The 26,436-nt window shown below is 56.1% G+C and carries 26 protein-coding genes and 5 pseudogenes; 22 read left to right on the top strand and 9 right to left on the bottom strand.

What is annotated here, in order from left to right; all coding sequences use genetic code 11:
- Nucleotides 1-12: 12 nt before the first annotated feature.
- Nucleotides 13-1,205 (bottom strand): IS3 family transposase gene (locus tag CAURI_RS00385; RefSeq protein WP_420805220.1). Its coding sequence is split into 2 segments (ribosomal slippage): nt 13-923 and nt 923-1,205, totalling 1,194 coding nucleotides; the frame shifts between segments, so codons are not numbered across the junction.
- Between the two features lie 73 nt (nt 1,206-1,278).
- Between CAURI_RS00385 and CAURI_RS00395 the strand changes: the two are divergent.
- The 3 genes and pseudogenes from CAURI_RS00395 to CAURI_RS13470 form a co-directional block, all read left to right on the top strand.
- Nucleotides 1,279-1,830: pseudogene (locus CAURI_RS00395) on the top strand (amino acid adenylation protein); the annotation flags it as partial.
- A gap of 59 nt (nt 1,831-1,889) precedes the next feature.
- On the top strand, nt 1,890-3,248 hold the full coding sequence (locus CAURI_RS00400) for a heparan-alpha-glucosaminide N-acetyltransferase domain-containing protein (protein ID WP_012714727.1): 1,359 nt from the start codon (nt 1,890-1,892) through the stop codon (nt 3,246-3,248).
- A 214-nt stretch (nt 3,249-3,462) separates the two neighbouring features.
- Nucleotides 3,463-3,741 (top strand): annotated as a pseudogene (locus CAURI_RS13470) (transposase family protein); the annotation flags it as partial.
- A 42-nt stretch (nt 3,742-3,783) separates the two neighbouring features.
- Here the strand turns inward: CAURI_RS13470 and CAURI_RS00405 are convergent.
- Nucleotides 3,784-4,977: pseudogene (locus CAURI_RS00405) on the bottom strand (IS3 family transposase).
- 769 nt (nt 4,978-5,746) lie between these two features.
- Between CAURI_RS00405 and CAURI_RS00420 the strand changes: the two are divergent.
- A protein-coding gene (locus tag CAURI_RS00420) for an IS3 family transposase (RefSeq protein WP_157860598.1) occupies nt 5,747-6,963 on the top strand; the annotation gives its coding sequence in 2 pieces (ribosomal slippage) (nt 5,747-6,008 and nt 6,008-6,963; 1,218 coding nt in all).
- Nucleotides 6,964-6,979: 16 nt separating this feature from the next.
- Here the strand turns inward: CAURI_RS00420 and CAURI_RS00425 are convergent.
- Together CAURI_RS00425 and CAURI_RS00430 are read right to left on the bottom strand one after the other, a co-directional pair.
- Nucleotides 6,980-7,597 carry an AbiTii domain-containing protein gene (locus tag CAURI_RS00425; protein WP_157860599.1) on the bottom strand — a complete coding sequence of 206 codons (618 nt, stop codon included), beginning with the start codon at nt 7,595-7,597 and terminating at the stop codon, nt 6,980-6,982.
- Nucleotides 7,598-7,625: 28 nt separating this feature from the next.
- Nucleotides 7,626-8,195, bottom strand: a complete 570-nt coding sequence (locus CAURI_RS00430) for a hypothetical protein (RefSeq protein ID WP_029158892.1) — start codon at nt 8,193-8,195, stop codon at nt 7,626-7,628.
- A 345-nt stretch (nt 8,196-8,540) separates the two neighbouring features.
- On the opposite strand from CAURI_RS00430, the pseudogene CAURI_RS13725 reads away from it, so the two are divergent.
- The 7 genes and pseudogenes from CAURI_RS13725 to CAURI_RS00460 all read left to right on the top strand — a co-directional run bounded on the left by CAURI_RS13725 (nt 8,541) and on the right by CAURI_RS00460 (nt 13,584).
- Nucleotides 8,541-8,971, top strand: a pseudogene (locus tag CAURI_RS13725) (TIGR02391 family protein).
- Between the two features lie 1,184 nt (nt 8,972-10,155).
- Nucleotides 10,156-11,348, top strand: a protein-coding gene (locus CAURI_RS00440) for an IS3 family transposase (RefSeq protein WP_420805220.1) whose coding sequence is annotated in 2 segments (ribosomal slippage) — nt 10,156-10,438 and nt 10,438-11,348 — 1,194 coding nt in all. Because the reading frame shifts where the segments join, the coding sequence is not laid out codon by codon here.
- A gap of 38 nt (nt 11,349-11,386) precedes the next feature.
- Nucleotides 11,387-11,491: pseudogene (locus CAURI_RS14240) on the top strand (type I restriction enzyme endonuclease domain-containing protein); the annotation flags it as partial.
- Nucleotides 11,492-11,644: 153 nt separating this feature from the next.
- The gene (locus CAURI_RS00445; RefSeq protein WP_010188239.1) at nt 11,645-11,938 is read left to right on the top strand and encodes a hypothetical protein; all 294 of its coding nucleotides are present in this window, start codon (nt 11,645-11,647) and stop codon (nt 11,936-11,938) included.
- 9 nt (nt 11,939-11,947) lie between these two features.
- On the top strand, nt 11,948-12,424 hold the full coding sequence (locus tag CAURI_RS00450) for a hypothetical protein (RefSeq protein WP_010188240.1): 477 nt from the start codon (nt 11,948-11,950) through the stop codon (nt 12,422-12,424).
- A 266-nt stretch (nt 12,425-12,690) separates the two neighbouring features.
- A complete protein-coding gene (locus CAURI_RS00455; RefSeq protein ID WP_100067419.1) occupies nt 12,691-13,122 on the top strand; it encodes an ASCH domain-containing protein in 432 nt (143 codons plus the stop codon).
- A gap of 48 nt (nt 13,123-13,170) precedes the next feature.
- The gene (locus CAURI_RS00460; protein ID WP_010188242.1) at nt 13,171-13,584 is read left to right on the top strand and encodes a hypothetical protein; all 414 of its coding nucleotides are present in this window, start codon (nt 13,171-13,173) and stop codon (nt 13,582-13,584) included.
- An 11-nt stretch (nt 13,585-13,595) separates the two neighbouring features.
- Here CAURI_RS00460 and CAURI_RS00465 read toward each other — a convergent pair whose 3' ends face one another.
- Entirely contained in the window at nt 13,596-14,129 is a 534-nt protein-coding gene (locus CAURI_RS00465; RefSeq protein WP_010188243.1) for a hypothetical protein, read from the bottom strand.
- Between the two features lie 104 nt (nt 14,130-14,233).
- On the opposite strand from CAURI_RS00465, the gene CAURI_RS00470 reads away from it, so the two are divergent.
- Both CAURI_RS00470 and CAURI_RS13485 read left to right on the top strand, forming a co-directional pair.
- On the top strand, nt 14,234-15,061 hold the full coding sequence (locus CAURI_RS00470; RefSeq protein WP_010188244.1) for an esterase/lipase family protein: 828 nt from the start codon (nt 14,234-14,236) through the stop codon (nt 15,059-15,061).
- Nucleotides 15,043-15,357 carry a CHY zinc finger protein gene (locus CAURI_RS13485; RefSeq protein ID WP_174878613.1) on the top strand — a complete coding sequence of 105 codons (315 nt, stop codon included), beginning with the start codon at nt 15,043-15,045 and terminating at the stop codon, nt 15,355-15,357. Before CAURI_RS00470 ends, CAURI_RS13485 begins: the two co-directional genes overlap by 19 nt.
- Nucleotides 15,358-15,361: 4 nt before the next feature.
- Here the strand turns inward: CAURI_RS13485 and CAURI_RS00475 are convergent, their stop codons facing one another.
- Nucleotides 15,362-15,856: a hypothetical protein gene (locus CAURI_RS00475; protein ID WP_236660856.1), complete on the bottom strand. Its 495-nt coding sequence runs from the start codon at nt 15,854-15,856 to the stop codon at nt 15,362-15,364.
- Nucleotides 15,857-15,897: 41 nt separating this feature from the next.
- The gene (locus tag CAURI_RS00480) at nt 15,898-17,214 is read right to left on the bottom strand and encodes a M20/M25/M40 family metallo-hydrolase (RefSeq protein ID WP_010188250.1); all 1,317 of its coding nucleotides are present in this window, start codon (nt 17,212-17,214) and stop codon (nt 15,898-15,900) included.
- 77 nt (nt 17,215-17,291) lie between these two features.
- On the opposite strand from CAURI_RS00480, the gene bioB reads away from it, so the two are divergent.
- The 3 genes from bioB to CAURI_RS00495 are packed head-to-tail and all read left to right on the top strand — an operon-like array spanning nt 17,292 to nt 19,461.
- On the top strand, nt 17,292-18,272 hold the full coding sequence (gene bioB, locus CAURI_RS00485) for a biotin synthase BioB (protein ID WP_010188252.1): 981 nt from the start codon (nt 17,292-17,294) through the stop codon (nt 18,270-18,272).
- Nucleotides 18,272-18,526: a biotin synthase auxiliary protein BsaP gene (gene bsaP / locus CAURI_RS00490; RefSeq protein WP_010188253.1), complete on the top strand. Its 255-nt coding sequence runs from the start codon at nt 18,272-18,274 to the stop codon at nt 18,524-18,526. Before bioB ends, bsaP begins: the two co-directional genes overlap by 1 nt.
- Before the next feature lie 11 nt (nt 18,527-18,537).
- On the top strand, nt 18,538-19,461 hold the full coding sequence (locus CAURI_RS00495; protein WP_010188255.1) for a Sir2 family NAD-dependent protein deacetylase: 924 nt from the start codon (nt 18,538-18,540) through the stop codon (nt 19,459-19,461).
- Here the strand turns inward: CAURI_RS00495 and CAURI_RS00500 are convergent.
- Nucleotides 19,458-20,207, bottom strand: a complete 750-nt coding sequence (locus tag CAURI_RS00500) for an esterase/lipase family protein (RefSeq protein ID WP_010188257.1) — start codon at nt 20,205-20,207, stop codon at nt 19,458-19,460. The genes CAURI_RS00495 and CAURI_RS00500 overlap by 4 nt on opposite strands.
- A 167-nt stretch (nt 20,208-20,374) precedes the next feature.
- On the opposite strand from CAURI_RS00500, the gene amn reads away from it, so the two are divergent.
- The 6 genes from amn to CAURI_RS00530 all read left to right on the top strand — a co-directional run bounded on the left by amn (nt 20,375) and on the right by CAURI_RS00530 (nt 25,352).
- Nucleotides 20,375-21,778, top strand: a complete 1,404-nt coding sequence (gene amn, locus CAURI_RS00505; protein WP_010188258.1) for an AMP nucleosidase — start codon at nt 20,375-20,377, stop codon at nt 21,776-21,778.
- Between the two features lie 53 nt (nt 21,779-21,831).
- Nucleotides 21,832-22,347 carry a phosphoribosyltransferase gene (locus CAURI_RS00510; RefSeq protein WP_010188260.1) on the top strand — a complete coding sequence of 172 codons (516 nt, stop codon included), beginning with the start codon at nt 21,832-21,834 and terminating at the stop codon, nt 22,345-22,347.
- Nucleotides 22,347-23,795 (top strand): SulP family inorganic anion transporter, encoded by a 1,449-nt coding sequence (locus CAURI_RS00515; protein ID WP_010188263.1) that lies wholly within the window; start codon nt 22,347-22,349, stop codon nt 23,793-23,795. Before CAURI_RS00510 ends, CAURI_RS00515 begins: the two co-directional genes overlap by 1 nt.
- A gap of 112 nt (nt 23,796-23,907) precedes the next feature.
- A complete protein-coding gene (locus CAURI_RS00520) occupies nt 23,908-24,390 on the top strand; it encodes a ferritin (RefSeq protein ID WP_010188264.1) in 483 nt (160 codons plus the stop codon).
- A gap of 64 nt (nt 24,391-24,454) precedes the next feature.
- Nucleotides 24,455-24,841: a hypothetical protein gene (locus CAURI_RS00525; RefSeq protein ID WP_010188266.1), complete on the top strand. Its 387-nt coding sequence runs from the start codon at nt 24,455-24,457 to the stop codon at nt 24,839-24,841.
- The gene (locus CAURI_RS00530; RefSeq protein WP_029158893.1) at nt 24,783-25,352 is read left to right on the top strand and encodes an HAD-IA family hydrolase; all 570 of its coding nucleotides are present in this window, start codon (nt 24,783-24,785) and stop codon (nt 25,350-25,352) included. The genes CAURI_RS00525 and CAURI_RS00530 overlap by 59 nt, the downstream gene beginning before the upstream one ends.
- On the opposite strand, the gene CAURI_RS00535 is transcribed toward CAURI_RS00530, so the two are convergent.
- Nucleotides 25,349-26,425: an ROK family protein gene (locus CAURI_RS00535; RefSeq protein WP_010188268.1), complete on the bottom strand. Its 1,077-nt coding sequence runs from the start codon at nt 26,423-26,425 to the stop codon at nt 25,349-25,351. The two genes, CAURI_RS00530 and CAURI_RS00535, sit on opposite strands and share 4 nt — an antisense overlap.
- Nucleotides 26,426-26,436: the final 11 nt, after the last annotated feature.

Below are 26,436 nucleotides of genomic sequence, written 5' to 3' on the forward strand. Positions count from 1 at the left end.
GTCGGGGGTTAGCTATGCTGCTTGGGTCAGTGTAGCTGATGTGAGTGCTTCGAAGTCATCGGGGGCTAGAAGATTGCACCAGTAGTGCCGTCTGCGGGTGTTGTAGCGCATGCACCATCGGAAGACTTCTTGGCGGCAGACGATGGGATTGTCAAAGAGTTTCCTATCACGCAGGACTTCACGCTTTAAGGTGGCGTTAAATGATTCTGCCAGGGCATTATCGGCACTCGTTCCCACGGCTCCCATGGATTGGCGCACACCAAGTTGGGCGCAGTGGTCCCTAAATGCCTGTGAGGTGTACACACTGCCATGATCGGAATGGAAAATTGCCCCGTTGAGGCTTCCGCGGACTTTTCTGGCATGAGATAAAGCTTCGATAACCAGCGATACCCGCATGTGATCTGCGAGTGCATGTCCGACAAGTTTGCGCGAGTAGACGTCGACGACCGTGGCCAGGTACATGTTTTTGCCGCCCTTACACGGCAGGTAGGTGATGTCGCCTACATAGACCTGGTTCGGCTTATCAGCTGTGAATCTGCGGCCTACTAAATCTGGCATGACGCGGTGACCAGGTTTACGCCTGGTAGTGACGCATCGGCGGCGCTTGGTAAAGCCTTTCAGCCCCATGGATTTCATGATGCGTGCGACCTTCTTGTGATTGATCGGGCCGAAATCCGTATCACTGTTGAGGCTTGCAGCGATGCGTTTAGCACCATAAAGCCCGTGCTCATCATCGAAGGTGGTCTTGATTTTTGCGCCAATAAGGGCATCGGAACACATCTTTAACCTGCGCTTTTCACGGGTTTGCACCCATTTATAAAACGAGGAACGATTGAGCTTTAACACGTGGCACATCCGCTTGACCGAGTATTCGGTTCGGTGGTCATAGACAAACTGGAAGCGGATCACCAGCGTGTCTCTTCGGCAAAATACTTCGCGGCCTTGCGCAGGATGTCACGTTCTTCACGCAGCTTAGAGACTTCTTTTTCTAGCTGGCGGATCCGTTCAGAATCAGTGGTCGCCTGGGCGTTGTCACGCAAGGTCTTCGTGCGGGCACGTTTGCCAGTGCCGTACTGCTTAAGCCAGGAATAAAGTGAGGAGCGATTGATTCCTAGCTCTGCTGCAGCCGTGTGAAGTGAGAGGTCCTCATTGTTTTCGTAGAGGGCCACAGCATCACGTTTGAACTGTTCGGAGTACCTAGGCATGGTGGTAGATTACCTTTCTTCCCAACCCAACCGGGCTGGATATCAGGTGTCTACCTAACAGGGGTCAGGTCCTCTGGCTGCCGGCGTTATTGCAAGCTTGCTGCCAATCCTTGTAAAGTGGGCTCTTGTAGGAAAATTCCGAGCTGGAAATCACACCTTATTCTCCACGTTCGTATGGCGCGGTGAACTTGTTGACAACTTTACTGAAATGCTTGCAGTTCCTTCACTTGTCCGTATGTCGCTCGGCTCGCCTTTGTTCAATTGGTGGGCGCGCCTCATGGGGACGCGTATTGGCAAGCATGTGTGGTGTGAAACGTGGTGGTTGCCCGAATTTGACCTCATCACCATCGAAGATAGGGCCACCGTAAATCGAGGCACCGTCCTGCAGACCCATCTGTTTCATGACCGTGTGATGGCACTCGAAAAAGTGCACATCAAATGCGGCGCAACGCTAGGTGCTAATAGTTTCATGCTTCCCGGCTCCGCACTTGGTGAGCGTGTCACTGTACATCCAGGTTCCTTGGTGCTGCGCCAAGATGAAGTTCCACGGGACACGATCTGGCAAGGCAACCCCATTTCTGCCTTGGACGAACCGGTCGAGCAATTGATCTCGAAGCCAAACTGAAACTTTTAAGTAGTTCCCCTCAACAGACTAATTCCATTTCGTGCAGAGAAAGGTTCATTATGACCGGACAAAACACGCCTCCAGAAACCACACAGAAACGACCCGCGCCTGGCCCCACGGATGTCCGTCCCATCTGGGATGGAGAGAAAGAGAAGCTGCCAGCCAGCATTTCCGAATTAATCGATCCGGGTCCCCCTACATGGAGCACAGACCGCGCTTTCGGCCCACGTTTTAGCCCGAATCGAATCGTCGGGCTTGACGCTGCTCGTGGTGTCGCCATTATCGGAATGATTGCCGTACATATTCTTCCCCCTGCTAATGAATACACCGGAGAACCTACCGCGATTTGGAAGATGTGCGCTGGCAATTCTGCTGCACTTTTCGCGGTGCTCGCAGGAATATCCGTAGCTTTAATGACAGGTGCTAATAACCCGCATGTGGGCATAAAGTGGCGTCGCAGCTGTGTTTCATTAATAACCCGCGCTCTGCTTATTTTGGGAATTGGCCTAGTACTGGACCAGTTTGACATAGATGTCTACAATATTTTGCCCTATTATGGCTTGATGTTTCTTCTTGCAGTCCCATTAACTCGACTGCGAATATGGCACCTTTTGTCGCTTTCCCTACTGTTTGCTTTTATTGGTCCATTAGTAATTTTCGCTACTAATTCGAGGGTGGTTTATCTAACCACGCTTAATCCGGGATTCTACGACGTAATTGAAACTCCGCTCGACGTTGTTATCACCTTGCTGGTCGGCGGGACATATCCTGTGGTTACTTGGATGGCGTACTTGTGCTTAGGCATGGCAGTGTGCCGCATGAACTTAAAATGGTTAACGACTCAGGTCCGTCTCACCGTATGCGGTGGACTTATTGCTGCTTCTAGCGCCATATTCACTACTTTTGCGCTTGATTACGGCGGCGGTTTTGCGAAACTATATGGGCAAACCGATGGTTACGGTGCACACGATATTCTAGAGATATTTAAATTCGGCCCCGATGGGCACCTTCCCACTGACACCGCATGGTGGCTGGCGATTAGTGGTCCGCATACAGAAACAACTCCCTCGATCATGCTTTCTGCAGGCGTCGCCTTGTTCGTAATTGGGGTACTGCTTGTGATCTCGCGAACGCTATCGGGATTACTTTTCCCTCTTATTACCGCTGGCTCAATGGCGATGACTTTGTATGTCTCCCACTTGTTGTTGTTCGTTCCTTTCCTGGAGTCCATTCATGAACATGCCGTTATATGGTTTTTCGCCCAAATTGTATCCATGATGCTTCTTTCTTCGGCGTGGTATTTCACGGTAGGGAAAGGCCCCCTTGAATCACTGATGGCAATGATTTGTCGCCGAATTGGGAAAATGGTGGTTCCCCCTTCGCCGGAACCCGTTAACGTTCCATTGCAAGATAAATAGGGGGAATTTCTAGCACTGGTACGGTGGTCGTAGTAGATAAGCGTCGCTCAGCACGGGGACCTGACCCCCGTTAGGTAGACACCTGATATCCAGCCCGGTTGGGTTGGGAAGAAAGGTAATCTGGCTCTTCCGGTTTTGGGGTGCGTAGTGGGGTGAAATAGAACACGACGGGTTCAGCGGGTCACCACAACATATAGGGGTCCCTGGTGTGAAGATGAAAGTTCCTACACAACCATCTAAACCCACCAGGGACCCGTGCTGTGAAGCGAAGCCTACTGGAAACCTCGTCGCCGACACCATCTGCCGTACTGCGGAAATCGGACTTGCCATCACCGGTGCTGCTGACGCCGGACCACTGACCATCATTGAGGCCACACCAGTAGCCGTTACCGGCGTGTGCCCGGACTGCGGACAGCCAGGCAAGCTACGCGACCACACCACCCGTCGATTCGTTGATCTTCCCGTCGTTGGATTCCCCACCAGGCTGCACGTAACAGGGGCCTGGCCCCCGGAAAGTAGACACGTCGGGGGTTAGCTATGCTGCTTGGGTCAGTGTAGTTGATGTGAGTGCTTCGAAGTCATCGGGGGCTTGAAGGTTGCACCAGGAGTGTCGTCTGCGCGTGTTGTAGCGCATGCACCATCGGAAGACTTCTTGGCGGCAGCTGATGGGATTGTCAAAGACTTTCCGATCACGCAGAACTTCACGCTTTAGGGTGGCGTTAAACGATTCTGCCAGGGCATTATCGGCACTCGTTCCCACGGCTCCCATGGATTGGCGCACACCAAGTTGGGCGCAGTGCTCTCTAAATGCTTGTGAGGTGTACACACTGCCGTGATCGGAATGGAAAATTGCCCCTTTAAGGCTTCCGCGGACTTTTCTGGCATTAGATAAAGCTTCGATAACCAGCGATACCCGCATGTGATCGGCTAGTGCATGGCCGACGAGTTTGCGCGAGTAGACGTCGATGACCGTGGCCAGGTACATGTTCTTGCCGCCCTTACACGGCAGGTAGGTGATATCGCCTACGTAGACGTGGTTTGGCCTGTCAGCTGTGAATCTGCGGCCTATTAAATCGGGCATGACTCGGTGGCCAGGCTTGCGCCTGGTGGTGATACATCGACGCCGTTTACTAAAGCCTTTCAGCCCCATGGATTTCATAATGCGTGCGACCTTCTTATGGTTGATCGGGCCGAAGTCCGTATCGTCGTTGAGGCTTGCAGCGATGCGTTTAGCACCATAAAGCCCGTGCTCATCATCGAAGATAGTCTTGATTCTTGCGCCAATAAGAGCATCGGAACACGTCTTTAACCTGCGTTTTGCGCGGGTGTTGACCCATTTGTAGAACGAGGAGCGATTGAGCTTTAACACGTGGCACATCCGCTTGACCGAGTACTCGGTTCGGTAGTCGTAGACAAACTGGAAGCGGATTACCAGCGTGTCTCTTCGGCAAAATACTTCGCGGCCTTGCGCAGGATGTCACGTTCTTCACGCAGCTTAGAGACTTCTTTTTCTAGCTGGCGGATCCGTTCAGAATCAGTGGTCGCCTGGGCGTTGTCACGCAAGGTCTTCGTGCGGGCGCGTTTGCCGGTGCCGTACTGCTTGATCCAGGAATAAAGTGAGGAACGATTGACTCCAAGCTCTGCTGAAGCCGCGTGAAGTGAGAGGTCCTCATTGTTTTCGTAGAGGTGCCACAGCATCACGTTTGAACTGTTCGGAGTACCTAGGCATGGTGGTAGATTACCTTTCTTCCCAACCCAACCGGGCTGGATATCAGGTGTCTACCAAACAGGGGTCAGGTCCCAGTCCCTAGATTCCGGTGTACAGCCGCCTCATGTAAGACAAAGATCTTCCAAGAATCGTTAAGCTCCTAGATTGTTAACGCACCTCTTACCGCTTTCAGCAGGCCTGTTACGACAGCACCCCGATGCCCATCTTTGGTCTCTACGATTCAGGAATTGTGGTCCCACTATGTCGTTTCGCAAGTTCACTAGCTAGATCAGCAGTGATTTTTACTGCTTCTGGGGGATCGGTGACCCAGATGTGGCCCCCAAACTGAAGCAATTGCCTTACCCCCTGAATATCCGCATATCCCACCACGATACGGACAAAGTTTTCATCCACGAGTTCATGGTGGATAAGCCCTGATCCCAAAACGGAACCAACCCCATCAGGCCCCACCTAGAGAGAATTTCAACGCCGTCTTGATTCAGAATCCAACTTTTCTACTTTTGACCTGTTGAAGCTGCGGAACAGGTGTCAACTTAATAATATTTATTCCTGCATGTTTGCAGATTCCATGTGGTTAAAATTGACTTGTTTTCTTTCTTGCCTTTGGTCGTTTAACTCACCGGAGACTCTTGTGTTCGAAGCACCTTGCATGAAGGTTACATCTCCCATGAACTGTTGGACCAACACTTCCGTCCTCATTCTCCCTCGTTGAGGTTACCCTCGTTTAGTGGACACCCTATTTGTACGGATCTTGTGTCCGTAAGAGAGGATGTTCATTGTGAGTCAACAGCGCAAGAAGTACACGCCTGAGTACCGGCGTGAAGCCGCGAACCTGGTAATCGAGTCAGAGCGCCCGATTGCCCATGTGGCTAAAGAGATTGGTGTTTCCGCCGGGCTTTTAGGCCGGTGGGTCAAACTAGAGCGTGAACGCCGAGGAGCCTCGGATGGGATGAGTGAGGCTGATCTTCGTGCTGAGAATGCTCGTCTGCGCCGTGAGTTGGCGGAAGCCAAGATGGATAACGAGTTTTTGTCAAAAGCGACAGCCTTCTTCGCCGCGAAGCAACGCGAGCAGAAAAGTTCGAACTAATGCAGCAGGAGAAGGCGAACTACAGCATCAAGCGCATGGCACGACTATTAAAAGTATCTCGGTCTGGATACTACAAATGGGCCCATGTGCAGCAGAAACGACTATCCGGAAAGGATGATCGGGCAGCATTTTACGATGATGTTGACCGTAAGATTCATCAGATTTGGAAAGACTCTGATGAGGTTTATGGTGCTCCGCGGATCACCGCAGAGCTCGCCGAGCGCTACCGCATTTCGCTTAACCGTAAGACTGTGGCGAAGCGGATGCGCATGATGGGCATTGAAGGGATTTCACCGCGTGCCTTTGTCCCGGTGACTACAATCCAAGCCAAGCGTAAGTCGAGTCTTCCTGACCTGGTCAAGCGCATGTTTGATACTGGTGAGCTCAACCGGGTGTGGATGTCGGATATTACCTACCTTCGCACCGGTGAGGGCTGGCTGTATTTGTGCGCGGTCCGCGATGGTCATTCCCGCAGGGTATTGGGCTGGGCTATGGATAGCGTGCAAGACACAAGTTTGGTCGAACGGGCCCTGCGGATGGCGCATACACTGCGCGGTGATGTTCCTGATGGGCTGGTGTTTCACGCTGACCGCGGAACGCAATTTACCAGTGAGAAGCTCTGGGAGGTCTGCAGCAGACTGGGCATTGCTCAGTCTGTGGGGCGTACTGGTGTGTGCTTCGATAACGCGATGGCTGAGTCGTTCTGGTCGACGCTAAAGACTGAATTCTACGACCGTAAGCGCTGGGCGAGCCGTGATGCTGCACGCAAGGCTGTTGCCTACTGGATTGAAGTCGTCTACAACCGTCGGCGCCGGCACTCTGCACTCGGAATGGTCAGCCCCGTCGACTTCGAGAACCACGCCGGCGCAATCAACAGCAGAAAAGAAATAGCTGCCTAACCACTAGGTAGCTCCACTACGTGTCCACGATTTGCGGGCAACCCCATCGTTTTAGATCATCGTTCGAAGTTTCTTCAGGAGAAAGCATCTCGGGAGAAATCTTTTCTAGCTCCAGTGATAGCTTGAGAGCTTCGGTACGAGTCCTAGAAAGCACCTGGCTAAACTGCAGCTTTGAATATTGAACCATCGCTCTTTCTAAGACCATCATCGAAAAACCGGACGCTTGACCTTCCTCGAAAAGCTGAGCGTACATAGCTACCCATTTCTTTGGAAGCTCAATTGAGGGCACCGCTTCGGCATTGACGATCGTTTCAAGTTCCGAAATCGAGGCTCCTACAGCAGTCATCTCATCGCTATCAAACCTAAGACTTTGCGGAAGATCGGAGGGAGACAAAATTGTCTGCTTCTGATAACCACCCATGCCTACGTAGAACATCTTGATGCAGTACGAGACATCTTGTCGATAGTTCGGTACTTCACTACCTTTTGAATAACCGTTTAATTCATTTAGAACCCAAGCTCGCAATGTGTCCGCTCCGGCACGATAACTAAACGTCAGTAATTGCCTTAGCGATTGCGACAATGGTACCGATTCATCAGCGAGATCATCTATTAACTGTTGTAAGCTGCCCATGCGGACATCACTCCATCAATCTAGCCGTTTAGGAGCCAAATAGAGCTTGAGTCACTAAAGGGCCAATCGCGGCGCTAGCAGCCGGCGCAAGGACATTGTCAGCCATCCAAGCTCTCACAGTTTTCAACGCCCCTTTCTTTCCTTCTTTTTCACTTACTCTTTGAAGTTCTTCAACTCGCCCAGTTTCACCATTCGCGTACAAGGCCAAGATTATCTCTCTAAGGAGCTCAGACTCATTATTTTGGTTGACATTATTGCCATCTCCTTGAATGTTGATTGCACTGCCCAAATTGAAATTGACCTGACTACTCACAAAAGAACTCCTAGCTTCTGGACGACTGATTTCCTTGACGGAAATCCCGTGCTCTACTAAATCAATTCCCCTACGCTTCGCACGTACCGTTGAAATATCCCCGGGAAAACTATCAAAAATTTCAATAAACTCTCGCTGGCCTAACCAATATAAATCCAATTGAAGGTCATCAATGTATTCACCCTCCAAATCTTCAACACGTCGAAGCTCTGAGAATTGAACAACATCTACGCCAGAATTAACGACGACTTCTAGGATTTTGTCCCGCCGACTCCAAACATCCATGTAAATAAGATACCAATGGTTGCAAGCACTACCCAGGACAACAACTCGAAATTTAACAGGCGCAGGTGAGCACCATTCTATGCGCACCCACGACCCATCGGAGAATTTTATACCGGAAGTCAATTGAACAAAGTTTTGGCTGAAACGGGTATCAGTCGATATGACCTTGGCGGCTCAACAACTAAGTGGGCGCGAATTGCACATGCCGTAGAGCAACAACAAGCTAGCCAGAATGACGGCAGGCCACTCGTCAAACTGTCGTCAGTTGCATTCGATCCACGAAATCTGCTCCCCGTGAAGACCGGATGTGGCATAAATGTAGCCCGAGGCGAGGTGAACATAATTATGTCATTCGACGGACTTTTCGTTTCAGAGGAGGGAAAAGCCAGATGGATCACCAAAACAAATACGCTCAGTGAAGCAAAGCTCCGAAGCGAACAATTTCGAACATTACTCCTGGGACGCGACGCTCATGAACAAGTCTTGAGGCACTGCCGTCCAGAACTTCTTAAGGAAGACTACTACGAAGCCGCTTTTGAAAGTATCAAAGGATTAGCCGAACGCTTACGCTTATTACTGGAATGGACTTGGACGCAAGGAAGCTGGCCCAATCAGTCTTCGGCAGAGGAAACCCGCGGTTGAAGATAAATCAATTAAAAAGATCAACGGACAGGAACGAGCAAACAGGCACCCAGCTTCTAGCTGAAGGAGTGGTTTCTGCTTTTCGTAACCCTGCGGCCCACGAAACGCGACTCAATTGGCATATTAGTGAGTAAGACGCACTCGACATCATGGGTCTCGCTTCACTGATTCGTCGTCACGTCGACAATGCTGAACATCTTCAGAACCTAGGTTTATAGAATCAATACCTGCCATATGCCATAACATTTGCCCGCTAGAAAACTGAACCGCTAGCAGTCTTCGGCCCTCAGCTAAAGCCACTAGACACTCACCACTAATCCAAGAGCTATTGCCGCACTAGAAAAAGAGTTCCCAGCCGGTCACCACCGCGCACCACCGCGCCTAGGGACTCTCACCGCAATTCTCCACGCTGCTTATGGAGTATCTCTTGTGCTTTTTGTAGTGCAGTCTCGGTCGATTTCGGTGACTTGGAGGAAGACTTCAGTGCGTCAAAGAACTCTTCTGATTCAGCCCATCGCGCCAATTCGTCATACGAAAATTCGGAGGCTTCGTCTTTTCTATTTATAGTCACTTCACCTGTGCTTTCGTCGACGCATACACAATGTGTTCAAACATGCTTTATTCGGACTTAAGGGTTAAAAGAACCCTCCTATCCATACTCATACGAGCGGCATAGGAGGGTGGGGCATCCCCACTGATGTGGGGTGTGGGTACGTTGCCGAGAATGCAGCCTGCCCAATTATGAGCTATCCCCACTGACGTGGGGCGCGCCCAAAATAGGGTCGGGACTCGCTGTCATCGACAGATACCCTGCCTTTTCAGGCTTGTAATGAGTATACCAGTTTTTACCATCTGCGAGTAGTCTAGGACGCTTCCTCCTACAGGGAGGGGGGCAGTGTGCCGCGAACACCTAATACCATGCCGCCTTATAGAGTGTCTGCACCCGGAAAATTCTTCGGCAGGTGGTTAGCTTCTGCGTTTGCTACATATGCATACGTGTACATCCGTGCATACACGTATAATGACTTCTTCTATCTTGATACCTATCTAGCAATCACATTTTCCCTAAAGCGATTCTTGCTGGTGAAGTCCGTGGGGGCGCATTCCGACTATCTCTTCGGGAATACTGCTAAATGCCTTCTAGCCTTGAAGAGTACAAGTTACGGGTTGCGACGTTGAGGTTGCCATCCGTTGGTAAGTCTTGTGGGATGTCGGGTTTTAAGGGTTTGGTCGGGAACTCGATGATGGACCTGACCCCTGTTAGGTAGACACCTGATATCCAGCCCGGTTGGGTTGGGAAGAAAGGTAATCTACCACCATGCCTAGGTACTCCGAACAGTTCAAACGTGATGCTGTGGCCCTCTACGAAAACAATGAGGACCTCTCACTTCACACGGCTGCAGCAGAGCTAGGAATCAATCGCTCCTCACTTTATTCCTGGCTTAAGCAGTACGGCACTGGCAAACGTGCCCGCACGAAGACCTTGCGTGACAACGCCCAGGCGACCACTGATTCTGAACGGATCCGCCAGCTAGAAAAAGAAGTCTCTAAGCTGCGTGAAGAACGTGACATCCTGCGCAAGGCCGCGAAGTATTTTGCCGAAGAGACACGCTGGTGATCCGCTTCCAGTTTGTCTATGACCACCGAACCGAATACTCGGTCAAGCGGATGTGCCACGTGTTAAAGCTCAATCGTTCCTCGTTTTATAAATGGGTGCAAACCCGTGAAAAGCGCAGGTTAAAGATGTGTTCCGATGCCCTTATTGGCGCAAAAATCAAGACCACCTTCGATGATGAGCACGGGCTTTATGGTGCTAAACGCATCGCTGCAAGCCTCAACAGTGATACGGATTTCGGCCCGATCAATCACAAGAAGGTCGCACGCATCATGAAATCCATGGGGCTGAAAGGCTTTACCAAGCGCCGCCGATGCGTCACTACCAGGCGTAAACCTGGTCACCGCGTCATGCCAGATTTAGTAGGCCGCAGATTCACAGCTGATAAGCCGAACCAGGTCTATGTAGGCGACATCACCTACCTGCCGTGTAAGGGCGGCAAAAACATGTACCTGGCCACGGTCGTCGACGTCTACTCGCGCAAACTTGTCGGACATGCACTCGCAGATCACATGCGGGTATCGCTGGTTATCGAAGCTTTATCTCATGCCAGAAAAGTCCGCGGAAGCCTCAACGGGGCAATTTTCCATTCCGATCATGGCAGTGTGTACACCTCACAGGCATTTAGGGACCACTGCGCCCAACTTGGTGTGCGCCAATCCATGGGAGCCGTGGGAACGAGTGCCGATAATGCCCTGGCAGAATCATTTAACGCCACCTTAAAGCGTGAAGTCCTGCGTGATAGGAAACTCTTTGACAATCCCATCGTCTGCCGCCAAGAAGTCTTCCGATGGTGCATGCGCTACAACACCCGCAGACGGCACTACTGGTGCAATCTTCTAGCCCCCGATGACTTCGAAGCACTCACATCAGCTACACTGACCCAAGCAGCATAGCTAACCCCCGACGTGTCTACTTTCCGGGGGTCAGGCCCGTAAAACGCCTTCTAGTGCTCAATGGTTATCCGCCAGACAAACAGCAGGATGCGATTAAAGAAGTCATTAGGCAGATGGAAACTATGGCTATACGCACTGCTTAGAAGGTCGAGACCTGTATCAATCAAAAGGTGAAAAATGGGGTGTACCTTATCACTACATCAATTGCTAAAGTGTTGCCGCGATCTATAAAGCCTGTTACTGCCTCCTGAAACATGTATCACTGGGGTCTTTCGTGACATGGTATTTTTATTTGCATGAATCTGAACCCCGTGGCGCGGTTTAAGTCGGCTCAAACACAGCCGACGATTTCCGTTGAGGATGTTGAACGTGTGCGCCGTCAACGCAGACTTGCGAAAACCGAAGAAGAGTACAGCGATGTACGTTCTCAGATGCGCGATTTAGTTGCAGAGCTTCGCTCAACCCCCGTGCGAAACCCAAAGACCACGAAAATCGCTGGTATCATCATCCTGGTCATTGGGATTATTGTGGGTGCGCTTCTCTTCTATGCTGCTTACCTGCTGTGGCCAGGTTTCGTCGAGGATTGGTGAGGGAAGCTAGTGAAAGACAACTCTTCTGAAACCAATGACGGAACCCTTACGGATCGTCAAACTCTTTTATTCCTGGTCGGGGGCATTGTTTGCTGCTTCGCATACCTTCTTTATGGTGTAGCGCTTATCGTTTTAGCTTCCTTAGTAACGCTGGGGTCGATCGCAGTTGGAGTATTCCTCATTCTCCGTTCCTCCGAGAGTGGAGATGCCAAGCTTCGAGCAGTTTCAGGTGCGATTGAGCAGCTTAGCAATGATGCCTCGTTTGATATTTCTGAGGAATTAATCGCCTGGGATAAGCTGAAATACACCAAGGGCATCGGCACGAGAATCGCAGGTCAGGATGGCGTCATTGAAGATATGTATCGCCGACTTGCCAATGCCCGCGAGGAACTGGCCCAGGCTGATACGCCAGTCCACCGTATAGAAGCCGTTCTTGCCGTCGACTCGGTTCTCGCAATTGCGAAAGAGTTACGTACTTCAGAATAACCTTGGGATTAGGAGGTCCTTCCTGTTGCCCACTCAGCCCATCAAAATGGAGGAACTGGCGAACTGGCTGTAACCTCTTAGTCGTAGTAGGGCATTGTGAGGTATTACTGGCAACGGACTAAGAAGCGCGGGGCGCGGCGGGACTACTGGGTTCCACACACAGTGGCCTAGCCCCCAAGTCTCATCGGGGCAAGAGGGGCCTTGGTGCGGGGAAGATTGTCTTCTAAGCGGACGATCGCCGCAACCGGATACATTCTCATTCCGGCATGGCGTCTATTTGGATGGGAAATGGTATCGTGCGTGGAAGCAATGGGCTTGAAGCACTCACCGTGGAAGAGCTCTTACCGTTCGTATATAACTGGCGCGACATGGACAAAGAGCAACGCATCTACATGTGGGAAGGCTACGAGGAATCAATTCGCAGCGGAGAAAAGCAACAAACAATTCGGGTGGATGACCCCTTCCACGAAGGGAGCGCCCAGATTGTCTTCGAGAAAGAATCTGGAGAGGTTGTCACCATTCCCGCAGAGGTCACATCTGTCGTCTCTACCCAGCGGAGGTCCTTGACGGAGGAACAAGCCCGAAGGGATGGCTTTGGTTCTCTTGCTGAGCTCCACGAAGCGCTTGATACCCACTATCCCGGATTAGCTGGGGATGACGAAGTCGACGTTGTTGAGTTCACGCTCCGCAAGGCCTAAAAGCTTTGGCGAAGCCCACGTGGACATGGTTTTGCCTAGACTGTCGGTATGTTCGGCCCCGCTTCCGCCCAGCCACCGCGGCTTATAGATTTCCCAGTGCTGCGGTTACCGTTTGTGGAGTTCGTGTTTGTTGGGCTGCTGGTGGCCGTCTTTTTCGTCGATACGCAAGGAACTGATGCTGAAAGTGGCTTCCTTGCGGTCTTTGTGGTTCTTCCCGCACTCGTGTTTCTGGGAATTGCCTACCTTATTTCCCTGCCCATGCAGCGGAAGGAAATTACAGATTTCCGCCTAGATGCCGTTTTCGTAGTTATCGGGGTGATCGGTCTCTTCGGCTGGATCGGCCAGATGCTCATTGCTTTGCCCTTCCTGTGCTGTTTGCCCGTAGGGCTTTCAGCACTGATCCGCAGAGGCATCGCTTTTGCGTTGTGGAAGAAGGGTAAAGGCCCTCAACTGCCGGAATGAGGGCAATTCTGTTACGCGCTTTGCCAGCGCATCCTGCCATCAGAAGCGGGTGCGCACGTCATCGGGACACCTTTCTTTGATACGCCGCTTCCTCCACTGCAATACGCGCCGGGGTGAACGTAGTTCTGTTGTACGGCGGGTGCTTCATAAATAGCGGCGGCCTCTTGCACTGGGGGATTTACGGCCGTCATTTCGTCGGCGCACTGTTGCGTCCAGCCAGAGGTTCCATCGCTGAAGAATGTCGTTCCGGTCTCGTGCAGTGAAACGTCACCGCAGGAGTCGATGGATTTCTCCATCGGAGAAGGCTGCGCCGCGCCGGGAGCCTCGGTGAAGCCGATGACTTCTTCTTGCGGTTGATCCACGCCGATATCTTCGGCGCTTTCCTCAGCAGCAGGAAGAGTGGGGTGTGGGGTCTCTTCTGCTGTTTCAGTAACGCTGGTGCTTGTGCTTGGTGGCGTCTCACTCTCAAGAGTGGATTCGACGTCGAGAGAAGTGCAGCCGCTGAGTACGAAGAGCGCAGCGGCAAGGGGGAGAATTCGTTTCATTTCAGATCCTTTGGCTACTCTTCCTCATACTAATGGGCACTACCTCAATTCCGCACAGGAATCACACAGCAGGTGGCCAGCCTTGGAGGATAAGCTAGTCTCTCATGAAAAACGGCTTTCTGCAGCGCGCGTTCCTCGCCATTCTCCTCGGCACCGCCGCTCCTGTTCCAGCGCATGCCCAGACCATGGAGACCTCCGCCGCGCAGGATCTCGGTATCAACGATCCTGACTGTAAGCCCACGGGTTCGGTCACCGAGCCGGTCGTCCTTCTCCACGGCACCTCAGCCAACGCGGCCGATTGGAATGACCTCATCCCAAAACTCACCGAGCAGGGCATGTGCGTGTGGGCCTTCGACTACGGCGCCGAGGATGTCACCTATCAGAACGCCTACGACTACATGAAAGGCATTGCGGATCTGGATGCTTCTGGGCGCGAAATAGCCGGGCACATCGAGCACATCCGTGAGGTCACTGGCTCAGACAAGGTAAACCTCGTCGGTTTCTCCCAAGGCGGCCTGCACACCAAGACCTTTACGCAACTCTACGGCTCAGCAGAGGAAGTGAACCGAGTGGTTACAATCGGTGCGAACTTCCACGGGACAACCTGGGGTGACAGAGCAGCACCCGTCAACACTGCGGCAAAAATCGCGCCCGATGTGGTTGATTTCTTGGGCACCAGCGCCGGCATCCAGCAGTTGCAGGGCTGGGACTTTATGGAGGACCTCAACCAGCTTCCGGACACCGCGCCCAGCGTCACCTACACGTCTATTTATTCGCCGGCGGATAATACCGTGACGCCGAACCAGACCTCGGAGCTGAGCGCTGTTCCGGGTGCGGACGTGGCCAACGTGGAGTCCGCCCCCGTCGACCATGGGCAGTTACCTCACGACCCGCGCGTGCACGAGCAGATCATATGGGGGCTAACGCGCTAGTGACACAAATCCAAGGGGCCATCGACGCGGAAGGCCGGTGCCGCCACTGGCACACGCTTGTCGACGTCATTGCGAACAAGTGCCACACCTGCGGCGGCTGGTTCGCGTGTTCGCTGTGTCATGCGGAATTAACGGATCATGACTTCGGGCCTATGCCGAAGGACGAGCTGTGTGTCATGTGTGGGGCCTGCGGCCGAACAATGACCTACGCCGAATATTCGGCATATAAATGCCCCGCGTGCGGGCACGCCTTCAATCCAGGCTGTGCGCTGCACGCGGGGACGTATTTCAGCTAGGCAACTACGGCAAAAGCGGGGCCAGCGGGGTGCCCTCGACGAGGGTCTTAAGGTACGCCAGAATGTCCGGGACGTTGAAGGTGAAGTTGCCGATGGTCACTGGGAAGGTCGGAAAAGCGTTGTTCGCTGGGGCGTTATTGCCGCTATTGGCCGGGGCAGTGTTGTTAGCTGGAGCGGTGTTGTTAGCTGGTGCAGCGTTCTGAGCAGGAGCAGTGTTGCCGCCGCCACCGTTCAGGCCGCAGCGCGCGATGGCCTCGTCGGCGCGCGCGACGGCGTCACGGATCTCGCCGCCGCGCGGGTGGAAGTTAGCAGCAGCAAGTGCCTGGGACTTCTTGCTGTTGTAGTCAGACGGGTTGGTGTAGTACTTGGTGGCCTGCTCACAGGAAATCTGGCCGGCCGGGACCTTGGCCAAGTAGTCATCCACCATGTCGGCGGAGGCGGTAGGAGCGGACAGACCGATGGCGGCAGCAACGGAGCAGAGGACAAGCTTATTTCTCATGCGCCACATTGTGCCACAGCTTTTACACGTTTGTGCAAGTGCTAACGCGCCAGGAAACGATTTACCAGCGAAAAATACGCCTTCACAGTCAAATCCAAGTCTTCCAGGTAGAGGTGCTCATCGTGGCTGTGCAGCTGCGAGTTCGCGCTAGCCATATCCCGATCCTCGGCATGCAGTGCGAAGCCATAGGCGTTGCCGCCGCGACGGCGGGCCACGCGCAGGTCGGAACCACCTGTTGCCAGCACCGGCAGCACCTCCTTATCCGGGAAAAACTCGTGAGCGGTCTCTTCGATGCAGCGCCAGAGCTTAGTGTCGGTGGAGGACTGTGTGGCGTCCTCAGTTATAAGGTGCTCGATCTCTACCTCCTCGGCCATATCGCCGAGCGCTTCGCGTAGGAACTCATCAAGTTCCTCCTGGGTTTGGCCAGGAAAGGGGCGGATGTCCATCTCTAGGTAGGCGTGGGAGGGCAGCACGTTGATGGCACCACCTGCACGCAGGACAGTTTGGGCAATCGTTGTGTGCGAGAAGGCGTGGGCGTAGGCGGACAATCTACCGAACTTCTCATAGTCGGCGGCGGTTGCGGAGCCGTCGAGAAGCGCTGCTTCCGTTGCGGGGTCAAAGCGGAAGGTCTTGACGAATCCCTGCCACACCTCGTCTGTGGCCACGGGCGGCTCAGCGGCGGCGATGCGGCGAGCGACCTCACCGATCTTGACGATGGCAAAGTCCTTGCCGAAGGGCGTCGAGCCATGGCCGGCATCGCCGTGCACGTGCAGGCGGCGCTGGCCCGCGCCCTTCTCGCCGACGTTGAAGCCGAGCGCGCCGGGCAGGTGGCTGCCGCCGGTCTCCGAGAGGCAGTTGCGCACCGAGTAAGCCTCCGGGTGGTGCTTATCCATCCAGATAGAGCCCAAGCCACCGCGGGCCTCCTCGTCCGCCATGCCGACGAAAGCTAGGGTGCCGCCCGGGTTGCCGTGCTTGGCGACGTCCCTTGTTACCGCCGCCATCGTCGCCGTAATGAAGAGCATGTCCACTGCGCCGCGGCCGTAGAGCTTGCCATCTTCGATGAGCGCCTCGAAGGGCGGCTTGGTCCACTTGGGCTCGTCGACGGGCACGACATCCGTGTGGCCCATGAGCGTCAGTGGCTCCTTGTCCGGGTCACCCGGAACGGTCACCACGATGGTTACGCGGCCTGGGTGCGATTCATAGCGCTGGATCTCCACTGGGGTGCCTGCGAAAAACCGCTCCAAGGTGTCAGCGTTGCGAACCTCGTTGCCGGAGTCCGGCGTGAGGTCATTCACGCAAGCATTGCGAATAAGCTCCTGAAGTAGTGTGAGGGTGTCGTCGTAGAGCGTGGAATCCATGGCATAAAGGGTAGCCGTGCACAATAAAGTGCGTCGATTTACCACAACTTGAACGGTGTTCAAGTAAGGTTTCCCGCATGAGCATCGTAGATATCGCACGTGAGAAGGCCCTGGAGCAGGGCATCGGCCTCAACGAAGAAGAGCTCCTGCAGGTTCTCCAGATCCCGGATGAGCAGCTGGAAGAGATTGCGGACATCGCGCATCAAACCCGTCTCAAGTGGTGCGGCCCGGACGTCTCCGTGGAAGGCATCATCTCCATCAAGACCGGCGGCTGCCCGGAGGATTGCCACTTCTGCTCGCAGTCAGGCCTGTTCGAGTCCCCAGTACGCGCCGCCCGCCTGAACATCCCGGAGCTGGTGGAGGCCGCCAAGAAGACCGCCAAAACCGGCGCTACGGAGTTCTGCATCGTGGCGGCCGTTAAGGCCCCAGATGAGAACCTGCTGTCCCAGGTTGCCGAGGCCATCCCGGCCATCCTGGATGAAGTCGATATCGAAATCTCCCTATCCCTAGGTACCCTCACCCGCGAGCAGGCGCAGCGCCTTAAGGACATGGGCGCCCAGCGCTACAACCACAACCTGGAGACCTCCAAGTCCTTCTTCCCCAACGTGGTCACGACCCACACCTGGGAGGAGCGCAAAGAAACCCTCGAGAACGTCCGTGCTGTCGGCATGGAGATTTGTTCCGGCGGCATCATCGGTATGGGCGAATCCCTCGAGGATCGCGCCGAGTTTGCCTACCAGCTGGCGCAGATTGAGCCTTGCGAGGTGCCGATGAACTTCCTCGACCCGCGCCCGGGCACTCCGTTCGCGGACTACCCCCTAGTCCCGCTCGGTGAGGCGCTGCGCGCCGTTGCCGCCTTCCGCCTGGCTATGCCCTCTGTAACCCTCCGCTTTGCGGGCGGTCGCGAGCTCTCGCTCGGTGACGACGGCACCGAAAAGGGCCTCCTCGGCGGCATCAACGCCATCATCGCCGGCAACTACTTGACCACTCTGGGTAAGCAGATTGAAAAGGACGTTGACATGCTCGGCCGCATCGACCTGCCGATCAAGGCGCTCTAATGAAGAACTCGACGGAGCTGGCCGCCGCCGTCCTTGCCGGCGAGGAGCCGCTGTTCCATCCCAATACCGGCAAGCCACTGAGCGAGGACTTTACCTTGCATCCAGCGGCCGCGGCTGGCCTGGACGTCCCGCGCTATTGCCAGCTGTGCGGGCGCCGCATGGTGGTTCAGGTGCGCCCGGACGGCTGGAACGCGCACTGTTCGCGCCACGGCGAGCTCGACTCGGATCACCTCTATGAGGAGGCTCTGCCCTAAGCTGGGGCACCATGGATCCCGCCGTTGCCCACGCCCATCAGTCTGCGTTGCGCTCGATTTCCCGTGTTGTCTCCGAGATCGCTGAGCCGACTCCCCAACAACAAGCACTAGACGCCGTCACCGATCAACTGCGCCACGGCAACGTCATGGTCCTCACCGGGGCAGGCGTATCCACGGAATCGGGCGTGCCGGATTACCGCGGCCCGAACGGCTCCCTCAGCCGCCACCGCCCCATGACCTACCAGGAGTTCCTGCACGACCCGCAGGCCTCGCACCGCTACTGGGCGCGTGCTTTCGTCGGCTGGCGGGTCATGCAGGCCGCACACCCCAACCGCACGCACTACGCTTTGGTCGAACTCGAGCGCGCCGGACTACTTAAAGGTGTTGTCACCCAAAACGTCGACGGCCTGCACGAGGAAGCCGGGCAGCGCAACCTTATTGCCCTGCATGGGGACATGCAGCACGTCGTGTGCTTGAGCTGTGGATACGAAGAAGCACGCGCGGACTACGACGCCCGCGCGGCCACAGCCAACCCGACGTACCTCCAACGCTGGGCAGTCAACAAGGACGACGTCAACCCCGACGGCGACGTCGCCCTCAGCGAGGAAGCAGTGGAAGAATTCATCATGCCCGGCTGCGTGCGGTGCGGCTCGCAGCGCCTCAAGCCAGACGTGGTCTATTTTGGTGAGCCCGTTCCCACCCACAAGAAAGATGCTGCCTACGCGATGGTCAACGCATCTGACTCCCTGCTGGTAGCCGGCTCCTCGCTGGCGGTGATGAGCGGCTTCCGCTTCGTTCTGGAGGCCAAGAAACAGGGCAAGCGCGTAGCCACCATCAACGGCGGACCAGGCCGCGCGGATGACCGGGTGGATACCCTGTGGCGCACACAAGTGGGCCCGGCTTTTGATGCGATCCTGGACGAGCTAGAACTCTAGAGTTGCTCCAGTTCTTCGAGGATTACCTGGCAGACCCGTTTATCCATGGGCATATCCTCGTGGCGAATAATGGCAAGGCGCTCGATGTCCTGAATATAGATATTTCGTACCTGCTGGCCATTGAGGAAACAGGTGTTGGGCGGAACCACGATGGCATCGGAGCGCGTGGCGATGCACGTATAGCTCACCCCGGGCTCGACCTCACTGCCGCGGTTCGTATCCTCCACAATCTTGCTGCCGGTCACTTGCTGCATTCCGGCGGGGCCAAACCAGGCGTCGATAAGCGAGCGTGCCACTTCCTCCTGCCTTTCGCTGCGAAAGAGGGGGCTGGCGATTCCACCCTGGGTCGTGCCGTGATTGGGCGCACTGATACAGACGACGTGCCGTACAAACTCCGCACCGTCGTGCATGCGCATCCAGTAGCGCGCCAGTAACCCACCTTGTGAATGCCCGACGAGGATTACTTTTTCAGCGCCGGTAACGGTGCGGACGGCGTTGATGTAGGCGTCGAGCTGCCGGGCAGACTCCTGCAGGGGACCGGTGGCGCGGGTCCCGTAGTCAGGAGCGAAAGTGACCCAGCCAGCGGCGCGGAGCATGTCTGCGAGAACCTGCCATATCCCCTTGCTGTCGCAGGTTCCGTGGATCAAAACAACCGGCCAAGGCCGTTCGGCGGTGGGGCGCGCGGACCAGTCGTCTTCGTACACGCCGCGCGCACGTCTGCGGGCGCCGAGGGGGAGTGGGATCATGGAATTTCAGTTTACCCTTGACCCCTCCCCAACTTTCGTACTAAGCTAAGGCTTGCCTAATACGGACCGGCGGTGAGCTCCACACCGCACGCGTTACCGGATTAGTCATGGGGATAGGGCCCGCCGCTTCCACGCGGCGGGCTTCTTTCATGGATACACTCGCGAGCATGACTGACCTGCAGCATGTCCATTCCGTCAATGAAGCGGTTGCTCGCCTCTGCGAGCTTTATGACAAGTCCTGTGCGCTTGCACGTGAAGCATTGGCCTCAGGGGACCACGACGCCTACCGCCACGTGGTTTACCCGAAGATCACCGTGCATATTCGCCAGTGGACGCCCATCGACCGCTCTGAACCTTTCGGCTACGTGGACCAAGAGGGCCGCTACTCGGCAGTGATTTCCAAACCATGGCTGATTCGTGATTACCTCATAGAGCAGCTCACGCGGCTTAGCAACAACTACCCGTGTGATCTTTATGTGGGCCAATCAGATGAGCGCATCCCACCGGAATATATCCGGGGCACTACACACATTCCCCAGGACCGGGGTAATATCCCCCGGCCTACACTCGACGCCGTCCACGACGGAATCGTCGATGGCGCATGGAAAGCCTTCCATGGGAAAGACAAACCGCTCTTTCACTTTGGCCCGCAGCGCTTCGACATCGCCTGCGCCCGCATCGAGCACTACACCGGCATTGAGGTGGACACCGTGCAGAAGTACATCCTGTTCACCAACTACGCCATGCACACCACCGAGTTCGTTAAGTTCGGCCTGCGCGAGCTGGCGCGGGAAGACTCCCGCTACACCGCGCTCGTGCTGCCCACGGGGGAGACCATCCACCCTAATGACGCGGTGCTTCTCGACGTCGATGAGCTCACCCTCACCTCCCGCTACCAGATGCCGCGATTTGATCTCATCACCGCCGGCGGCGATGGCATCACGATGATCAACATCGGCGTCGGCCCCTCCAACGCCAAAACCATCACGGACTGTCTCGCGGTGCTGCGCCCCGAGGCCTGGATCATGATCGGCCACTGCGCAGGGCTTGATGGCCGCATGCGCATCGGAGACCTCATCCTGGGCAACGCCTACCAGCGCGAGGACCACATCCTCGACGGCACCGTCACCACCAGCAACCCGATTCCCGCCATCCCGGAGATCCAGCGCATGCTGGAGGCCGCCGTCGAAGAGGTGTATGGGAAAGACAATTCGCTCATGCGCACCGGCACGGTGCTCTCCACCGATGACCGCAACTGGGAGTGGCGCACCTCCCGGGATTTGTGGGAATGGCTGCGCCACTCCACCGCAGTGGCAGTAGATATGGAATCCTGCACCCTCGCCGCCAACGGCTACCGCTACCGCATCCCGTACGGCACACTGCTATCCGTGTCCGATCTTCCATTGCACGCCGTGCCTAAACTTCCTGCCCAAGCGCAGGCCTTTTATTCGAATTCCAAGGAGGCCCACGTCATGTGCGCGGTCCGCGCGGTGGAGGCCCTAGCGGAGAATCCGGAGCGGCTGCGCACCCGCAAACTGCGGCGAACAGTGGCAGAGGTTCCGTTCCGCTGAGGTAGATGATTAAACTGAAAGAAATGCACAATCTGGCGAAGGAGACCTAGACGATGAGCACCCCGGAGTGGTGGAACCCGGAACGCGAGAACCTGACCTGGGAGGTCTTCGGTGAGGCCAGTCGCTTCCTATCCCAGGAAATCGTGGATTCGGGCTGGTTCCCTGACCTCATTGTGGGCGTGGCCCGCGGTGGATTGATCCCGGCCGGCGCCATTGGCTACGCCATCGGCGTCAAGGAGATGGGCGCTATCAACGTGGAGTTCTACACCGATATTGGTGAGACCCTCCCAGAGCCGATTCTTCTTAACCCGCAGCTGGATACGGACTCGCTCAAGGACAAGAAGGTCCTCGTCGTTGATGACGTGGCGGATTCCGGCAAGACCCTCGACCTCGTGGTCAACCTTTTGGAACAGACCGCTTCCGAGGTCAAGTCCGCGGTGATCTACACCAAGCCGACCACCATCTTTGAGCCGGACTTCTCGTGGAAGAAGACCGACCAGTGGATCAACTTCGCGTGGTCCGTCCTGCCAGTCATCACGCGCGATGGCTCTTTCCAGGAAGGACATTAATGCCAGAAGCCTCCGCCGGTTCTTTCCGCGCGGCCTTCAGCTCGCCCGCCCGCTTCCGCAAGGAGGTGTTTGGCGGGCTTGCTGTTGCGCTGGCCCTCATCCCGGAAGTCTTAAGTTTTTCTATCCTCGCCGGGCTCGACCCCAAGGTGGGGCTCTTCGCCTCCGTCATCATGGCGATGTCCATCGCCGTGACCGGCGGGCGCCCGGCCATGGTTTCTGCTGCAGCTGGCTCTGTTGCCGTGGTCATCGCACCACTTGCCCACGAGCACGGCCTGCAATACGTGCTGCTGACCATCTGGATGGCGGGAATTCTGCAGGTGGTGATGGCCGTGCTGGGCGTCGCCAAGCTCATGCGTTTCATCCCCCGCAGCGTCATGCTGGGTTTCGTCAACGCCCTGGGCATCCTCATGTTCACCGCGCAGCTGAGCCACCTGTGGAACGTGCCGTGGCTGGTGTATGTCCTCGTCGCATTGGGCCTGCTGATCATGGTGGTATGGCCCCGAATCACCACGGTGATCCCCGCCCCGCTCGTGGCGATCGTGGTGGTTACCGTGCTGACTGTAATTTTTGGGTGGCAGGTTCCCGACGTCGCGGATCAAGGTGAGCTTCCGACCTCCCTGCCCGGTTTCGTCATTCCAGACGTGCCGTTTACCCGCGAGACCTTCCTCCTCTGCCTTCCCTATGCACTGGGCGTGGCACTGGTCGGCCTCATGGAATCTCTGCTCACCGCCAAGCTTGTCGATGACCTCACGGATACCCATTCCGATAAGACACGCGAATCCGTAGGACAGGGCATCGGCAACATGCTCGCCGCAGCCATCGGCGGCATGGGCGTGTGCGCGATGATCGGCCAGACCATGATCAACGTCAAGGAATCCCAGGCGCGCACGCGTTTGTCGACGTTCCTCGCCGGCGTCTTCCTCCTCGTCCTCATCCTCGTGTTGGGGGACACCGTAGGGAAAATCCCCATGGCTGCTCTCGTGGCGGTCATGTTCATGGTGTCTTTCCACACCGTGGATTGGCGCTCGGTGCGCACGATTCACCGCATGCCTCTGAGCGAAACCCTCGTCATGCTGGTGACGGTGGTTGGCACTTTGGCCACGAATAACCTAGCGGTCGGTGTGATTCTCGGTGTCCTTACCGCCTCGGTGGCCTTTGCACGCCGCGTCGCCCACCTCGTGTCAGTGGAGCTGGAGGGCAATGTTTATACCGTGCGCGGCCAGCTCTTCTTCGCCTCCTCGAACGATCTGGTCTATGCCTTTGACTACACCCTGCCGGTGGACAAGGTCATCGTGGATTTCTCAGAGGCCGATATTTGGGATGCCTCAACCGTGGCGGTACTCCAGGCTGTGGAAAGCAAGTACGCAAGCCGTGGAATAGCGGTGGAATTCCGCGGCCTTGATGGTGTGAGCCTCGCGCGTTACCAGCGGATCTCAGATTTGGGTTAGGTAAACCTACCAGAAAAAGTGTTATGACGTGCGAGTTTGCTTAAGATCACCTTGCTAGCGCGCCCGATTTTTTTCTGTATTGTGGGAACAACACACGAAAGGAATAACTCTTATGGATGAGAAACTGCAAACGCTCCTCAACGCCCAGGTCAATAATGAGCACGGCGCAGCCCTGATTTACACTCAGCTGGCCTACGAGATGGACAACCTGTCCTTCCCAGGCATGCGCGATTGGTTCTTCAAGCAGGCAGAGGAAGAGCGCGAGCACGCACAGAAGTTCGCCGAGCACCTGCTGGACCGCGGCTACCGCGTCGAGCTGGAGGATATCCAGGTCGGCTCCGTCAAGGCCGCCACCCCGCTCGATGCTTTTGAGGCATCCCTCGCGCATGAGCAGAAGGTCTCGGAGCAGATCCGGGAGATCGCCCGCACCGCAGATGCGGCTGGGGATCTTGATTCCCGCGGTCTCATCAACTGGTTCTTGGATGAGCAGGTGGAGGAAGAGTCCTCCGTGTCTGAGATCATTGATCAGCTCAAGCTCGTGGGCAATGACGGCTCGGGCTTGCTGCGCATCGATGGTTCGTTGGCGCAACGGTAACGAAGCCATATAGTTTCTAGGAATTCTCCCACAGCCCCCTGCGGTTGGTGGGAGAATTTCTTTTATGACTACAACGCGCCTGATGCTCATTTGCGGTGCCCTGGCCGGCCTTGTGATCGCATTGGTCGGCGGCACGTGGCTGGCCGCAACGAATATGGCGCTGGGAACCTTCTTCTTCGCTCTCGCCGTGATGCTCGGCCCGTTCGCGGGTCTAGCACTGTTGCTCTGCGCCGCTGCTGCATCGACGGCGCTGAGCCGCTCCCTGTTTAGCGTCGGCGGCTTGTTCCTCGTGGGGGCCATCTCGACGTTGTGGGCGCACGGCACGCTGTCGCTCCCGCTCTTCGTGGCGGGCACGCTGACTGGAGCAAGCGCGGTCTGGCTACACTGGGCGCATGGCAAGTTTGCTCTTCGACCTTTATGGCGTGCTCATGCGGCCCGCCGGGAACTCTGAGTTGGAGGATTACCTCCGTCCCGACAATGTAGAGCACTTTTGGTCTCTTTATGAGGAGTTTCGCCCTGCATATGACGCTGGGCACCTGAGCGATGCGCAATACTGGGGCCGCATTCGCGCGCTGGCCGGTCTCGCTCCTTTTGATGTCAGTCACGCCATCGAATTGGATACCGAGCACCTGCTGGTAGCCGACGAAGAAATGGTTCGTGCGGTCCTAGGGTTTATTGGCCAAGGCCATAGTGTTGGCATCCTGGCGAATGTGCCAGCGGCATTGGGAACCAGGATCCGCCAGACGCAGCCTTGGCTGGAAGAATGCGCCGCCGTGACGCTGAGCTGCGATATCGGGGTGGCCAAGCCGGATCCGGAAGCCTACCTCGTGGCCGTGGATGCCCTCGGGGCCCAGGCCAAGGACACCCACTTCTTCGACGATCGGCCGGACTTCGTCGCCGGTGCTCAGCACCTTGGGCTCAAGGCCCACCTTTTTACGGGAATTACTTCAATCCCCTTTTAGGCAGCTTTGGCCTCGCGTCCGAGATCGAGCGGCACCCGCAGCAGAGGATCCAGCGCCACAGCGCGGGTGCAGGCGCGAACAATCTCGGTGTGTGAGGGAACCATGCGCAGCTCCACCGGGTGGTCGGTGGCCTGGCGTACAGCGGAAGCAAAGAGCTTCGGCGCTGCCGGATCATCTGAGAAGGCTCCGCCGGCTACCACGAGGGTGTCCGGTTTATGCTCAGCCAAAAGCTCAGCGGCAGTGGCGCCGAGGGAGCGTGCGCGGTCGTCGAGAAGCGCTCGCGTCTCATCGTCAGCGTTCGCAACCACGTCTGGGAAAGACTCCTCACCTGTCACATCGAGCACCGCCTGCGTAGCGAGAGAGTCAGGGTCATCGATGTCGAGCTGCACGATCTCATCGCCGACTGTGAGCGCCGCGCCAACGGAGTCATCCGCGTAGAGCACCATGACGGGCTTCTCCGCTCCCATCTCCGTCGACTGCGTCTCTGAGCCGAGGATGGCCGGGATGACGGAAGACACAACTACCGGAACACCGAACTGATACTCCAGGCGGCTGGCGATGTCCATTTCGTCCCACCCCAGGTTGTGGGCGGTGATGCGCCCTGCCTCGTTGACGCTGCCGGAGGTGGTCACGCCGACTGACACCAAGCGGCGATCCAGGCCGGCCATGAGGCGATTAACGCCTGCGATGATGTGCTCAATGACGTCACTCGCGCTCAGGCGAGAAACCGGTGTAGCCACGTCTTCCTCGCGGAGCGTGCGTCCTTGCGTGTCAAAGAAGGCGATGTGGGTAAAGGCGGTACCGACGGCAATGCCGGCCAGCATCCAGTCATTATCCGCTACCTCCAAGGGCACTGTGGGGCGCCCGCGACCGCGGGACTGCGTCAAATCCGTGCGCTGGCGGATCAGTCCAGCACCCAAAAGCGCGGCGGTGGCGCGGGTGATTGTGGGCTGGGAGAGTCCCGTGGCTTCGACAAGCTCACTGCGGGTGACAACGGGGTTGAGTCGAATGATGTGGAGGCACTTCGCCGCTGGGGTGCGGGGGCGCGTGAACACGGGACCGGATTTAATCATGGCGTCAAGTA

This window comes from Corynebacterium aurimucosum ATCC 700975, assembly GCF_000022905.1.
Classification (GTDB): Bacteria; Actinomycetota; Actinomycetes; order Mycobacteriales; family Mycobacteriaceae; genus Corynebacterium; species Corynebacterium aurimucosum_F.